This is a genomic window from Corynebacterium sp. HMSC14B06, from assembly GCF_001807075.1.
GTDB lineage: Bacteria > Actinomycetota > Actinomycetes > Mycobacteriales > Mycobacteriaceae > Corynebacterium > Corynebacterium jeikeium_D.
Window position 1 is genome coordinate 125,195 of the sequence record NZ_KV787355.1, and the last position, 14,171, is coordinate 139,365.

At 58.4% G+C, this 14,171-nt stretch carries 13 protein-coding genes; 8 read left to right on the plus strand and 5 right to left on the minus strand.

Annotation, left to right across the window (positions count from 1 at the left end; translation table 11 throughout):
• Nucleotides 1–131 precede the first annotated feature (131 nt).
• Entirely contained in the window at nt 132–1,121 is a 990-nt protein-coding gene (locus HMPREF3130_RS00620) for an LCP family protein (protein WP_141737765.1), read from the minus strand.
• Between the two features lie 366 nt (nt 1,122–1,487).
• On the opposite strand from HMPREF3130_RS00620, the gene HMPREF3130_RS00625 reads away from it, so the two are divergent.
• From HMPREF3130_RS00625 to HMPREF3130_RS00650, 6 genes are read left to right on the plus strand one after another with little or no spacing between them, the layout of a single operon-like run.
• Nucleotides 1,488–3,365 (plus strand): polysaccharide biosynthesis protein, encoded by a 1,878-nt coding sequence (locus HMPREF3130_RS00625; RefSeq protein WP_049189807.1) that lies wholly within the window; start codon nt 1,488–1,490, stop codon nt 3,363–3,365.
• Nucleotides 3,366–3,383: 18 nt separating this feature from the next.
• On the plus strand, nt 3,384–4,628 hold the full coding sequence (locus HMPREF3130_RS00630) for a lipopolysaccharide biosynthesis protein (protein WP_049189806.1): 1,245 nt from the start codon (nt 3,384–3,386) through the stop codon (nt 4,626–4,628).
• 3 nt (nt 4,629–4,631) lie between these two features.
• Nucleotides 4,632–5,822, plus strand: a complete 1,191-nt coding sequence (locus HMPREF3130_RS00635) for a glycosyltransferase family 4 protein (protein ID WP_049189805.1) — start codon at nt 4,632–4,634, stop codon at nt 5,820–5,822.
• Nucleotides 5,822–7,000, plus strand: a complete 1,179-nt coding sequence (locus tag HMPREF3130_RS00640; RefSeq protein ID WP_070429098.1) for a DegT/DnrJ/EryC1/StrS family aminotransferase — start codon at nt 5,822–5,824, stop codon at nt 6,998–7,000. Before HMPREF3130_RS00635 ends, HMPREF3130_RS00640 begins: the two co-directional genes overlap by 1 nt.
• Nucleotides 6,997–8,724 (plus strand): hypothetical protein, encoded by a 1,728-nt coding sequence (locus HMPREF3130_RS00645; RefSeq protein ID WP_070429099.1) that lies wholly within the window; start codon nt 6,997–6,999, stop codon nt 8,722–8,724. Before HMPREF3130_RS00640 ends, HMPREF3130_RS00645 begins: the two co-directional genes overlap by 4 nt.
• Nucleotides 8,725–8,734: 10 nt before the next feature.
• Nucleotides 8,735–9,388 carry a sugar transferase gene (locus tag HMPREF3130_RS00650; RefSeq protein ID WP_070429100.1) on the plus strand — a complete coding sequence of 218 codons (654 nt, stop codon included), beginning with the start codon at nt 8,735–8,737 and terminating at the stop codon, nt 9,386–9,388.
• A gap of 29 nt (nt 9,389–9,417) precedes the next feature.
• Here the strand turns inward: HMPREF3130_RS00650 and HMPREF3130_RS00655 are convergent, their stop codons facing one another.
• The gene (locus HMPREF3130_RS00655) at nt 9,418–10,113 is read right to left on the minus strand and encodes a NeuD/PglB/VioB family sugar acetyltransferase (RefSeq protein WP_070429134.1); all 696 of its coding nucleotides are present in this window, start codon (nt 10,111–10,113) and stop codon (nt 9,418–9,420) included.
• Between the two features lie 58 nt (nt 10,114–10,171).
• On the minus strand, nt 10,172–10,699 hold the full coding sequence (locus HMPREF3130_RS00660; protein ID WP_224784065.1) for an HPP family protein: 528 nt from the start codon (nt 10,697–10,699) through the stop codon (nt 10,172–10,174).
• 140 nt (nt 10,700–10,839) lie between these two features.
• Between HMPREF3130_RS00660 and HMPREF3130_RS00665 the strand changes: the two genes are divergently transcribed.
• Nucleotides 10,840–11,133 carry an RNA-binding S4 domain-containing protein gene (locus tag HMPREF3130_RS00665; RefSeq protein WP_070429102.1) on the plus strand — a complete coding sequence of 98 codons (294 nt, stop codon included), beginning with the start codon at nt 10,840–10,842 and terminating at the stop codon, nt 11,131–11,133.
• 3 nt (nt 11,134–11,136) lie between these two features.
• On the plus strand, nt 11,137–12,018 hold the full coding sequence (locus tag HMPREF3130_RS00670; protein ID WP_070429103.1) for a glyoxalase/bleomycin resistance/extradiol dioxygenase family protein: 882 nt from the start codon (nt 11,137–11,139) through the stop codon (nt 12,016–12,018).
• Between the two features lie 248 nt (nt 12,019–12,266).
• Here HMPREF3130_RS00670 and HMPREF3130_RS00675 read toward each other — a convergent pair whose 3' ends face one another.
• Complete coding sequence (locus HMPREF3130_RS00675; protein WP_070429104.1) at nt 12,267–13,451, minus strand: isocitrate/isopropylmalate family dehydrogenase; 1,185 nt, start codon at nt 13,449–13,451, stop codon at nt 12,267–12,269.
• A gap of 44 nt (nt 13,452–13,495) precedes the next feature.
• On the minus strand, nt 13,496–14,050 hold the full coding sequence (locus HMPREF3130_RS00680) for a neocarzinostatin apoprotein domain-containing protein (protein ID WP_070429105.1): 555 nt from the start codon (nt 14,048–14,050) through the stop codon (nt 13,496–13,498).
• Nucleotides 14,051–14,171: the final 121 nt, after the last annotated feature.

Genomic DNA, 14,171 nt, shown 5'->3' on the forward strand with positions numbered 1-14,171 from the left:
CGGTGACTCTTGCCAGGTTTAGAAGGTGGTTTGGTTGTGGGGGCTTGGGGTTCTGGTGTGGCGGGCGACGACATATATCAATAATACGCATACTAGTTGCGTATTTAATAGGGGTGCATGTAAGAGTGCTTTTATTTGGGCAGGTCTTCGCCGTTTTTGTAGGCCTGCCAGAACTGTGTGGTCTGCTGTGTCCAGACCGCATTGACACCATCGTCGGCAGGGCCTGTCGGTAGTGTCGCGGTGGACACCGGTGTGGACGCGGCGCGCTGCATCAGGCTGCGGACATCATTCAGACTGACAGTAGTGGCCGTTCCATTAGTTAGGGCGGTGAGGAGGGCAGTGAACTCCTTCATGGAGTTCACGGAGCCGCTGCTGTCAATGATTCCTTCGCTGCGGTAGTAATCCAGTAGCGCTCCCAGAATTTCCTGCTGGTGGTTGATGCGCGAGAGGTCACTGCCACCCGTTTCGGTCTTGCGAGCGCGAAGCTGTGTGACCACACCTTGGCCGGAAAAGTGCTGCTCACCTTTGCCTTCGCGGACGATGCGACCGCCGTCATCGACGGGGAGGTCTGCGCCGCCGAGGCTATCGATGATGCCGGTGACACCGTTGAAAGTGGTGGCGATGGTGTCATCGATGGGAATCCCAGCTTCTTCAGTAATCGCCATGGCTGCGCAGTCCATGCCCGCTTGGGCTGATCCGCGGTCATCGACATCGGCGACGGATCCGTAGGCGAATGCGGAGTTCAGTTTGTCCTTTTTGCCGGAGTGCTCGGTGGCGTGAGAACCAGCGCAGTCGGGTAAATCTACCAGGGAATCTCGCGGCACAGAGACAATGTCAATCCACTCCGGATCGTGACGCATACGCATGAGCATGATGACATCTGAGCGGTGTCCCACCATGGATGAGTCTTGACTATCGACACCAAGGATGAGCAGTGTCTCTTGGTGCGTGGCCGATGTGTCGGCGACGTTCTGTGTCTGACTCATCCGGTTTTGAATCAGCATCAGGGTAGCAAGCAACAGCGCCATCACCGTTAGAACTGAAACGGCAGTAATCAGTGCAGCAAGGAAGGGCTTTCGGATGATGAAAGCGCGTGCCCGACGCGTTGATGATGTGCTCACGGGGGAAGTGTAACCCTTTTGTCAAAAACGATTGTTTGAGTATTCACGCAAATACTTCCTTGAATAAGCATCTCAATAAAGAGGTGATTTTGCATTAATTGCAATCGTCAGGAAGTGGTTACGTTAGAAGTTAGTTTGTACAGCTAGTTATATGAATGTAAACAGATTGAAGCTTCGGTAAATAGTTGGTGAAACATTGTTTTACCAGGGAGAATGATGGGTGGAAAGGGTGGCTTTTTGGCTACCCGAACGATGGGGTAGCCCTTTGGGGTAGGAGCTGTAAATGTAGTTTATATCGCATAGTATGCCAAGCCTGTGGAACGCATTGTGCGTTAGGAAATTTAACCAGCAGTAAAAGGCATAAGAATGTTTATCCGAGACTGGAAGCAGCTCGCCTGGTGTGTATTTGATGTACTCGCTTGGCTGGTTGCGCTGTCCGCCGCTAACGGAATCGTCCGCGGGGAATTGGTATCTTTCTCTGAGATATCAGGCACTAATTTTTTGGTTGTCGCCGTCGCCGTAGTCGTCATTGTCCTGCTAGGCCTGCTGCTCGGGGAGTACACTAACCCGCAACGCGTATGGCCCGGCAGTCGAACTGAAGATATTGTTCTGCTGACCATCAGCATGGGTGGCGCTACCGCAGCCACTGGTTTGGCTCAAATTCTGAAGACCGTCCCGGAAATTGCGTGGTACGTTCCGTTCGCCGGTGGGTGTGTCGCAACTTTGGCAAGTATCTATACCCGAACTCTCGCTCGCTGGATCACCAACAACTTTGGTTCCCGCCAGACGGATGATCGCTTGATTGTTCTCGGTGCAGGCCGTCGAGCCAAGTTTTTTATTAACAGCCTTACGGATTCCGGTATTTCCCGTGAGAACCGCTTCCACTTGGTTGGAATCGTCGATCCCGAAGAAAGCGGCGAGAACCATATTTCTCGTATCCATGGTCTCCGCGTGATTCGTGGCATTGATCAGCTGGGCGAAGTCGCATCGCGCACTTCGGCGGAGTCGGTCATTATTGCGACTGATGAGCCACTGTCCACTGAGTGCATCAACGTCCTCAACCACATTTGTGAGGAATCGTCCCTGCGCCTGCTCATTCTGCCGCCGGTGGAGGAGTACTCGCGCCACCGTGGCGCTGTCGCTACCTCGCAGGTGCGCGAAATTAACATCGCCGACCTCATTGGCCGTCAGCCCCTACACCTGGATGAATCCAAGGTCGCTTCGATAATCCGCGGTAAGAAGGTGCTGGTCACAGGCGCTGGCGGTTCTATCGGTTCCGAGATCTGCCGACAGGTTCACCGCTTTGAGCCGGCAGAACTTATCATGCTGGATCGCGATGAGGGCGGCTTGCATGCCACTCAGCTGTCGCTGACGGGTTCGGCGCTTCTCGACGGCTCCGATACCGTCTTGGCTGATATCCGTGACGCGGAAATGCTGACGCAGATCTTCACCGAGCGCAAGCCCGATGTTGTCTACCATGCTGCAGCTCTCAAGCACCTGCCGCTGCTGGAGAGCTACCCTGCAGAAGCAGTGCAAACCAATGTCATCGGAACCCAGAACGTCCTGGATGCAGCCGCTGCGGCCAATGTCTCAACCGTTATTAATATTTCCACGGACAAGGCTGCGAACCCAGCCTCGATTCTGGGTGAATCCAAGCGCGCCGCAGAACGTCTGACTGCGCACATGGGGCAAACTCACGAAGGTGTCTGGGCATCTGTCCGATTCGGTAACGTGTTTGGCTCGCGTGGCTCGGTCATTACGACTTTCCAGCGTCAGATTGAAGAGGGCGGCCCGGTTACGGTGACGCACCCTGACGTTCAGCGCTACTTCATGACCATTCCGGAGGCATCGCAGCTGGTGCTGCAGGCTACCGTTATTGCAGAGTCCGGTGAGACTCTGGTGCTGGAGATGGGTAAGCCGGTCAAGATTGCTGAGCTGGCGGAGAACCTTATCAGGCTCCATGACGCAGACGTAGAGATTGTCTACACGGGTCTTCGCGAAGGTGAGAAGATCTCCGAGGACTTGGTTGATGACCGCGAGGTTCCCAAGATTGGTGATCGTCATCCGCTGATCACTGAGGTACGTGTTGAGCCGGAACGGCTGAATTCGCGGATTCTCCAGTGCACACATAATCACGATGCTTCACGTCGTTGGCTTGCAGAGCTCGGTGGGGCGCAAAGCAGTATTGCGGCGTATCCCGCTGATGCACAATCACTTGCAACCGCTAGCTCGAAAGCAAAATAGTTAGGATGACTCCCCACCGTGACAACCACCAGCTCCTCTAACTCCGGGCAGCTGGCGCAAAGAGTTCGAACAGTTGCGACGATTTCGGCAGCTTCAGCGCTCGCCGCAGTCGTCGCCTTTGTGGTCAGTATTCTTTCCGCGCGAGTGCTGGGGCCCGCCGGTCGAGGCGAGGTCGCTACCGTTTTGCAGTTCGCCTATATTGTGGCGCCCTTCGTCGGCTTTGGGGCCGATCGGCTTTTGCTGCGCCGCGATGATTACGACCACGGTCTCATTCCGAGTGGTTTCGCCATGACTGTGGTCGCTCTGATTGCCTGTGCCATCGCAGGTGTCGTCTACGGACCGTGGACGGCAATGGCCGGCATTGTCGCCTTGGTTACCGTGTCATTTTCCATGGTTCGTGCGATGGCTATCAGCCGCCATCGAGTGTCTTTCTTCGTCGCAGTATTCGTCTGTTTCCAGGGCTCAGTGCTGCTGATTAGCACTGCGCTGTATTTCGCTGGAGTCGAGGACTGGCGCTGGTGGGCTGCGGCCTACATCTTCCCGGCGCTGCCCCTGGCAATCTGGTCGCTGGCGAAGTCACGCGAGCATACCGATTCCCGTGTCGGCGGAGTGGTAGAGACGGCTCGTACAAATGCTCCGTTCATCGCATCGGGTCTCGGACCGCTGACGACCACACGCTTGGGGCGCGTTTTACTGCCGGCGCTGGCCTCGCCGGCGTCGTTAGGCCTTTTCGTGGTCGTGGCGACGGCGACAGAGCCGCTGTACTGGGTCGCGCAGTCAGTCGCCGATCAGCGCACCAGCGACCAGAGGGGTCGCGAACTCACCCCGTCTCGTGTGCTCCGACACCTTGGCATAGTCACTGCAGCGTACGGCGCGCTTGGTGCGCTCGGTGGTATGGCACTCTACTTCCTCATCGTGCCGGTATTCGGCCATGAGTTTGAGCCTGCTCGGGAGTTGGTGCTGCCACTGACTATCGCGGCCGTGGTGCTCGGCTGCTACCGACACCTGTGCGGTGAAATTCTCGGCAGCGACAATCCCCGTCGAATTGGCCGAGTGGAGCTCATTTCCGCCGTTATCGCTGTCATTTGTTACCCGATTGGCATTCTTCTCGGAGACGCCCTCGGTCTCGCGTGGACCAGCGCAGTTGTCTACTTTGCAGCAGCCGTTGTTGCCGCAGTGGCGTTGATGCAGCCGAGCAGAGGCCCGAAAAATCCATCAACCACCAACGAAGAACTTCCCGTCGACGTAATCGAGGAAAGCTAAACAATGCGAATCACTTATATCCACCAGCACTTTGTTCTCCCCGGTGAGCCGGGTGGTTCCCGACCCTACGAGTTTGCCCGCCGAATGGCCGCTGCAGGCCACGAGGTGACAATGATCTGTGGTCGCGATGAGGCCATGGATAAAACGGTCGATGGCATCCACGTGCGTCGTTTAGCGATTCCGTACCGCAATGAAATGTCGAAGCGCGAGCGCATCGTCAGTTTCTTCAACTTCCTGGTGCGCGCCTCCGCGGTTGCTGCCCGTGTGCCTGCCGACGTGATTTACGCGTCCTCGACTCCGCTGACTGTGGCGGTTCCGGGAATTGTGGCGAAGTTTACCCAGCGTGCGTCGTTGGTGGCGGAGATTCGTGACCTGTGGCCAGAGGTGCCAATCAAGTTGGGCTACCTCAATAATCCGGTGGCGATTTTCCTGGCCAAGCAACTGGAGAAGGCATTTTATGCGGCATCGAGCGAGGTCGTGGCGCTGTCGCCGTCGATGGCCGATGGCGTCAAAGAGGTCGCTCCGAAGAAGCGCGTGACCGTCATTCCGAATGCGTCGGACTTTGAGCGTTTTGATGTCCCGGCCGAGCAGCGTGCAGCTTTCCGCAAGGAGCAGGGCTGGGGCGATGACGTGGTGGCGGTCTACGCCGGTGGTTTTGGCATGTCCTACCAGCTGGAGTGGCTTGTGGATTTGGCGGCGCAGCTGCGTCGTGATGGCGTGGAGAATGTGCGCTTTGTCCTGCTGGGGCAGGGAAGCGACTCGGATGCGTTGTACCAGCGCGCCGAGAACGCTGGCCTCGATGCCGATGCGATGTTCCTCGGCCGTCAGCCGAAGGAAGATGTCGCCAAGTACGTGTCTGCCGCCGATATCGCGCTATCACCGCTGCGTGATGACCCCTGCCTGGAAGGCAACTCCCTGAACAAGGTCTTCGATGCCATGGCCGCATCGCGTCCGGTGGTATTCAACCACGGTGGCTGGCTGGAGGAAGCCGCAACCGAGCACGATGCCGGCTGGCGTCTCTCGCGCGATATTCCGACTGCGGCCAAGCGATTCGCTGAGATCATCTCCGACCGCGATGAGATGCGCGCAGCGGGACAGCGAAACCGCGAACTGGGTGAGAAGCGTTTTGCTCGTGACAGCCTGTACAACCAGCTCATCGAGGTACTCAACCGCGTTCGAAAGGTTCAGAAGTAATGACTAACGCCGACACTAACAAGCCCAATGAGCGGATCTTTCTTTCGCTCGCGACAGTCACCGAAGCAGAAGAACAGGCCGTCGTTCGTGCACTCCACTCTGGTTGGGTGGCTCCGTTGGGTCCCGAGGTAGACGCGTTTGAAGCGGAGATTGCCAAGCGCTGCGGTGTTGAGCACGCGCTCGCGCTGTCGTCTGGAACTGCTGGCCTGCACTTGGCGCTGCTCGCGCTGGGGATTGGTGAAGGTGACTACATCCCGGTTTCCACCATGACCTTCGCGGCCACGACCAACGCCATCGCTTACGTCGGCGCTACGCCGGTGTTTGTCGATGCCGCAGAGGACGGCAACATCGACCCTGAGCTGCTGCTCCGCACCGTCGATGAACTGCTTGCCGAGGGCAAGAGCGTTCCCGCCGTGATGATTGTGGACCTCTTCGGCCGCTGCGCCGACTACCCGGCCTTCGCGCCACGCCTGGAAGAACTCGGCATCGCGCTCATCGAGGACGCCGCCGAGGCGCTCGGTGCCAGCGTCGATGATCAGCCGGCCGGCAGCTTTGGCCGTGCCGCCGCGCTGTCTTTCAACGGCAACAAAATCATGACCACCTCCGGCGGTGGCATGCTGCTGTCCAACGATGCTGATCTCATCGCCCGCGCGCGCTACCTGTCCACGCAGGCGCGTCAGCCCGTCGCTTGGTACGAACACACCGAAATCGGCTACAACTACCGTCTTTCCAATCTGCTTGCCGCGCTGGGGCGGGCGCAGCATTCGCGTCTGGACGACATGATTGCTCGCCGTCGCCAGATTCGCGACGCGTACCTAGATTTGCTCGCCTCGCTTGACGACGATGCCCCTGGTAAAGGTACCCGCTTGCTCTCTGACTCCGACGAGCGGTTCACCGAGAACTGCTGGCTGACCTCGATTGTGCTGCCACAGGATGCCGTCGATAAGGGCGTGCTGAGCCCGGACAGCGTGATTGCGGCGCTGGATGAGTCCAACATCGAGGCTCGTCACCTGTGGAAGCCGATGCACCTGCAGCCGGTGTATGAGGGCGCGCGAGCGACCATCAACGGTACCGCTGAGAATCTTTTCTCCCGCGGCATTACTCTTCCTAGTGGTCCGGCGCTGGACGATGACGACGTCGCGCGGGTGATTGGTGTTCTGAAGGAAGTGCTGGGATGACCAAAGCTATCGACACGGGAATAGCCCGGATATCGCAACTGACAGCTATCGAGGCGGTTCTGTGGCTATTCTCAGTCGTCGTAGTGACATCGTGGACGGATCCGCTGCAGGGGGCGCAGATCGGTACCATTTTGTTGGCTTTTTTCTGCCTGCGTACTTTCTTGGGCAACGGCGGTCGGACAATCACACCGTTGGGCGTATTTGCGCTTGTGACCCTGTTTACGGCAGCTTTTCCTGCTTACGAAGCGTGGGATGACACAAGAGTTTCAACCGAAGCGTTGCGCACGGCCGTTGGCCTCACCTACTTGCTGACCTTTCTCGTGACCATGATTTCTTGGCGCTTTGGTCGAGAAATTCGTTTCGATAAAAAGGTGCTTCCTGGCCGGTGGCTTTTCATCCTCATCGGCCTTGCGCTGTACGCGTTTTCGTACCAATTCCGCGCCTCTAATCTACTGCCTGGCATCATTATTGAAAGCCCGGCAATTGTGGGAATCCTGCTGGTTTCCTTTGGTGCCTGGTGGTCGCGATCGGTGATTCTCCTGGTTTTGTCATTGCCAGTAGTGCTAGGCATGTCGGCGGTGTACGTCCTAGATATTCATAGTGGACAAGGCCGCTTGCGTATCGCAGCTGTGGGGCTTGGGCTCTTGGTGTTGTTCGCGATTCGTGTGCGGGGTTTTTGGATCAAGCTTCTGGCCATTGTTATGGGCCCTGGTGCGTTGATGGTGTTTGCAACGCTGCGTAAAGCTCACCAGGAGAGCATCAATAAGGGTAATTCAGCTAACCGCACTGGTCTGGAATCTTTGACTGATCCATTTGTTACCTTCGCAAATCTGGTCGACCTGCATGAGCAGGGACGCTTTGAATTTCAAGGCGGAAAAAACCTGCTGACTCCGCTAACGCCGATTGCGCCGGAGAGCTGGGATTTGCCTCGTGCAGTGGGGTACGAGTTGGTTAAGTATTGGAAGCCAGAGAAGGCAATCCCGAAGTACGACTGGTATTCGGTGGCCGCTAACGCTACCGGTGAGTGGTACTGGATGTGGGGCAGCATTGGTGTCGTCATCGGCGGATTAGTACTCGGACTCGGCATTGCCCTGTTTAACTGGGGAGTTACTCGCGGACATGCTGCACTGCAGACGCGCTGGTGGGCGCCAGCATTGTTTATTACTGCAGTGACTTTCGCGGCTGGTCTGGGTGACCTTATTTGGGGCGGCCTGCATATTTACTGGTTCCGGACGCTGCCGCGAATTGGTCTTGAAATCGCAATCGCATTCTTCGTTGCCTTTGTGGTGGGAATCGTTTCCTTGTTCCGCAGTGACAAGACTAGGTTGACCGAAAGTACCGAGGAAGAGGAACTCACTTCTGAGCCAGTGCAGGCGGTAAATGCTATCGAGCGAGTTGCCGATGAACCTGTATCTGAGACGGATTCGGAGCCGGAACCAGTCTCTGAAGTGGAACCAGAACCAGTACCCGCAGCCGAGCCCGAACCAGTCATGGTCGCCGATAGCGGAGAGCAGGTTGTTCCGGAGTCGGGGCCAGCGGTGACCGTCGTCAAGCAAAGCGCGCCTGACAACAAGAATGACAACACCAAACTGCGCGTTGCGGCAGCCGCGTTTGCGACGGCTGGGGCGGCAGGTGCGATTGGTTGGCTGGTTAGGACGCGCCCGAACGCGGAGGTCGATGCGCGTGCCGAAAAGCTCTTGCACGAAATGTTCAACGAAAAGTAGGAGATAACCAGTGGATTCATTGGGCATCCGCGCGCAGCGAGCAGTCAAGCGTGGCATCGACATCGCAGCCTCGGCGGCAGGTCTGATTGTGCTGTCCCCGGTGCTGGGCGCCACGGCCTTGGCAGTGCGAACCTCTATGGGCAAGCCAGTCCTGTTCCGTCAGGAACGTCCGGGCAAGGACGGCGAACTGTTTAACATGCTCAAGTTCCGGACGATGCATCACCTCGATCCGGCAAAAGGGCTTGTAGACGACGCCTCGCGCCTCACCGAGGTGGGAAAACTCCTGCGCTCCACAAGCTTGGATGAGCTCCCGGAGCTCATTAACGTCCTGCGCGGCGACATGAGCCTCGTCGGCCCGCGCCCACTGCTTGTGAAATACCTTGACCTCTACACGCCTCGCCAGGCACGTCGCCATGAAGTTCGACCGGGCATCACTGGCCTCGCACAGGTGTCAGGGCGCAACGGCCTTTCCTGGGAGGATCGCTTTGAGCTGGACGTTCAGTACGTCGACAATTGGTCATTGCTTGCCGACGCCAAAATCCTCCTCGACACCATCCTGGTCGTGCTTAAGCGGGATGGGATTGCGGAGGAAGGCCAGGCGACGATGACGGAGTTTACTGGCCAGCAGGAGAAGGAGAGCACTTGCCAGGAGACTTCTAGCTAGCGTTGGGCTCTTAAGCTAGCGCATTTTTGTTATCGCAGTGTTTTCTTAACCTTTGCGGGAACCCCGGCGACTAGCGTGTATTCGGGCACATCCTTGTTCACTGCTGCACCGGAACCAACGTATGAACCTTCGCCGACGGCCACGCCCGGATTGATAACGGAGTTAGCCCCAATGGTGGATTCCGCACCGAGAGTGACGAATCCAGAGATGGCGGCCAGCGGGAAGATACTTACAAAATTATTTGTCACGGCATCGTGGCCGACCTCCACGTTTACGTGAACTTGGCAGTGAGCGCCGATTTCAATGTTGCAAGTGATTCGCGCACCAGGGCATACAACTGTGCCCGGACCGATGCTGACCACAGCACCAATTGTTGTGTCAGGATGAACCAAAGTTGCAGGAATAAGTCCAGTGGAATCTGCACGGTGAGCAATCGAGCGTCGAGCAGCGCCGTTGCCGATTGCAACTACGTAGTGCACGTCCTTAGGCAGATCCTTGAGAATATTGGTATCGCCTAGGTACTCGATGCCTAGCTTGTGGAAATAGGTCATATCCGGGGTGCCATCATCAATGAGCCCCAAAATCTCCCATTGCTGTGGCAGTCCGTTTTCCACGGCGTAGTCATTGATATCGCGGATATGGCTAGCCACTTCGCGCCCAAAACCGCCAGCGCCGACGATGACAATCTTTTCGGTCGTCGTGTTGTTAATCCACTGCTTTGGCATGAGTGTCATTATCCCACTGATAGCCGTTTTTAGCCGGAGCGCTTGGCCCCGAATCCACCTACCACCAGTAGGTGGGATACCGAAGGCCGCGCAGTCGATTTGCGAGGATGCCAAGCACCACGATCATGATTGACGAAGCGAAAATGAAGCCTATGAAGCGGAAGTCGTTGGCAAGCCCATGGCCGTGTGGCATCAGTACGGTGACCATAGCAGTAGCGGTGGCAGGGGAATGAGCCGCGCGAGCAAGAAGCATGAGCGCGAAGGCAACGCCGGCGGCAACCGCTGCAGCAATGATGGTCGAACCCAGCATGTGCAGAATTGCGATGCCAGTCGTGCAGCCGATGAGGTGTCCGACCACGACATTTCGTGGCTGAGCCAGGGGCAGGTTCGGTGCGCCGACGATAAGCGCCATGGCAGCGCCAATAGGAGGCAAAAATAGCAGGTCAGAGACAGAAGTTGAGATGAGTGCCAGGGTCATCAGCGGCAGGCTCACGGCGACCGAGGCGGCGACAATATGGCGCAGCGGCGGGCGAGGTGGTGCTTCGCTGGCGATAAGGGGCCGTCTCGTTGGCCGTGAATAGGACATGGAAAGCATGTTAGGATGCGCTGCTTCGCTCCGCAGAGGTTCAGAGTTTTTATTGAAATAGAGGTTTCATGAGACGCTCTGAACCTCTCTGAACCAGCCAAACTCCGACCATTTTCGCCGGGTATGACACACTTAAGGGCATGGAGCCTATCGATGTCGCAATCCGGGACGAGTCCATCCGTCTCGGGCAATTCCTGAAGTTGGCCAACCTGGTGGAAACGGGCGGTCTGGCCAAGGAACTCATTGCTGAGGGCCAGGTCAGCGTGAACGGTGAGGTCGACACTCGCCGTAGCAAGGTGCTGCGTCCAGGGGACGTCGTCTCTGTTGCCGGTATGTCGGCACGCGTGGCCACCGCCGATGAAGTCGATGATGACTACTTTGATGAGGCCACCGCCGACGATGACTTTGATCCTGAAAAGTGGAGGAACTTGTAACTCATGCCCGCATTTCCCGCCGAATTTGGCATGCCCCTGCGCGTAGACCTGCTCTCCGCCGCACCGCGTAAGACCGAGCGCTTCTACCGCGGCGTTCTCGGGTGGGCTTATCGCAATACCGCGCCAATCCATGAGGATGCCCGCGAGGCATCCGCTGGTCGCCGCGTTGCCATGCTGTCCGGAATGCCGGTGTCGGTGCTGCTTGAGGCCGATAAGGACGCTGAGGATGCCTTCGTCAACCAGTGGCGCGTGAACTTCCATGTCGACTCCGCCACTGGTGCCGTCGAGAAGGCGCGCGAGCTTGGCGCTGAGGTCTTCCAGGAACCGACCCCGCTTGTCGACGGATCCACGATGGCCGTCGTTTCCGACCCCGCCGGTGGCCTCATTGGACTTTTGGAACAGCCGGGTGAGCAGGCCTTCATTGCAGCGGGCGAGCCCGGCACCCCGGTGTGGTTCGAGCTGGTCGCAGGCCCGGAGGAGACCTTTGAGCAGGTCGCGGACTTCTACCACAACTTCTTTGGCTGGGAAATCGCAGTGCGCAACAAGAACGAGCACGGCACTTTCGCAGTCGCGATGGAAGACGGGGCACCGTTCGCAGGTTTGGTAGCCAGCTCGGTTGCCGCACAGACCGATGCGGCCGATAAGAGCTTCGTTGGCTGGCTAGCGTACCTCGGCGTGGAGAACATCGACACCGCTGTCGCTAAGGCTGAGGAACTGGGCGGTTCCGTGCTCGTCGCCCCGCAGGCCACCGAGTTCGGTCCGCTGGCAACCGTGCAGGACCCGTGTGGTGCGGCAGTTGTGCTCTGCGAGGTGCCGCTGCCGCCGGAGGAGGACATCCGCGAGTCCGACCCGCTGGAAGGCATTGACCTCAGCCAGTTCCAGTAGGGGCTCAGAGTTCTTCGTCGTCGTCCTCGGGGCCCGTTTCCCGGTGTAGTTAACGTGTAAAGGATCGTCTTCGTTAGTGATCTCACGTAAAGGCACAGCTCGCGCAGCACTATATCTGTTTCTACTCATATTTCTTGGCCCTCCCCCTATGAGTAATCCCAGTCATCGGCGCTCTCCTTATCAGCGGAGGGTCAACGGCTGGGATTGATAGCAACCACTTTAATTACGCTTCGTAATCGAGTCAATGCCTACAACCCCAGCTCCGCCCGCACCGCAGCCACAAACTCACTAGTTGTCGCGATGCCGCCGAGGTCCAACGTCGGCGCGGTGCGTGTGGCGGCGTAGACGGCCTGGCGCAGCTTGGCTGCGGGCGCAAGCTCTGAGGCCGGTGCCCCAAGATGTTCCGCGCACATTGCCGCTGAGAGCAAAAACGCAGCCGGGTTAGCAACGCCGCGACCCGCAATGTCAGGTGCCGAACCGTGTACCGGCTCGAAAACTGCAAAGTCGTCGCCCACATTCGCCGACGCCGCCAGCCCCAGCCCGCCAATCAGCCCAGCACCGATGTCGCTGAGGATGTCGCCGATAAGGTTCTCCGCGATGATGACATCAAAGCGCGCCGGGTCGGTTACCAGCTGCATTGCCACGGCATCCGCATTGGCAAAATCGAATGTGACCTGCGGATACTCCTCCGCCACCTGCTCAACCGCCCCGCGGATCACACGCGCAGAGTCCCGCAGGATATTCGGCTTGTCCGCCACCGTCACCGTCGGCGTGGCCTCCGAATCGGGGTTTGCCGCCTGCCGCGCGAGAGCCAACTTGGCCGCCGCTTGCGCAAGGCGGTGCCACGCAAAGGACGTCGTTACGCGCAAAGAAACCGCAACTTCGCCACGCTTATCGACGGCGCGAGCCACCGTCGAGTCCTCCACCACCTCTGCCCACAGGTGGTGGTGCGAGGAGTCGGCCGGGGCGTCGTGAGGCGGAAGGAGATAGTCGTGACTGTAGAGGCCCTCGGTGTTTTCGCGGACGATGGTGAAGTCGGCAGCCGCGCCGGGCAGGGTGACCGGGCGGATGTTGGCGAAGAGATCGAGGCGCTGGCGCAGCTGGAGAACAGGGGAGCGGTAAGTCAGGCCGGTACCGCTCAGATGCGGTGCTAGTTCTTCCTCGGCCTCGCGAGCGGGCTTGGAGGTAATCGCCGCGAGGAGAGCGGCATCGCTGCGCTCTAGTGTTTCCCAGGTCTCCTGTGGGATGGGATTGCCGTGCGCGCACCATTGTGACCAGCCAATATGTGCCTCTTTCAGTTCCCAGTGGGGGAAGACGCCGGTGATGAGTCCTCGGCAGGCATCGGTGATTTCGGGGCCGATGCCGTCGCCGGGCAGGAGTGTGATGCGGCGCGGTGCCGCCTCTTTGGCAGTCGCAGGCTGGTCGGTTTCCATGGCTCTTAGCCTAGGTCTGCGACACCTGCGCGTGTGTGGTTTGGCTACTTTGCGAAAGTAACCGGGATTTCGGTGATGTCCTCGAAACCCTCGCTGTGGTCGCCGAAGAGCTTCAGCACGCACTCCTGCTGAGTACAGTCCACGGCCTCACCGGTGGGGACGACGCTGAGCTCGAAGTGCGCAGTGTTGTCGTCGGCGATGGTGGTGGTGCCGCCGGACTTCTTGGTAATCCACTGCTGCGACTGGGTGCCGGCACTGCGGTCACCGGTGCAGTCCGGGACGGGGTTGCCTGGAGCCTTCTCGGCGGCGCAGAGTGCGGCGTAGTAGCCGTAGTCGGGGTCGAGACCAGACAGGTCGACGGAGATGACATCGCCCTCGGAGAGGTCGTTGACCGGCTCGGCCTCCATGGTTACTTCGCCGGCGCTGGCGTCGGTGTCGGTTTCTTGATCTGCAGCCGAGCTGGTGGTTTCCGAGGCGTTGGCAGCATCCTGCGCGGCATCGGACGCGTCATCTGCGCCACAGGCGGCGAGAAGTGGAAGTGCGGCGACGGCCGGAATAGCCAGGAAAGCCGCGCGACGCTGGAGTGTACGAGTAGTCATAGGAGGTAACGTCCTTCCGAAAAACTGTAGAAATTACTATCTTTATTTAAGGGTAGGCTAACCTAGAACTAAAAGATAGCCTAAGATTCTTTGGGTGAGTAGAGCAAAGTCCTTTCTAAGC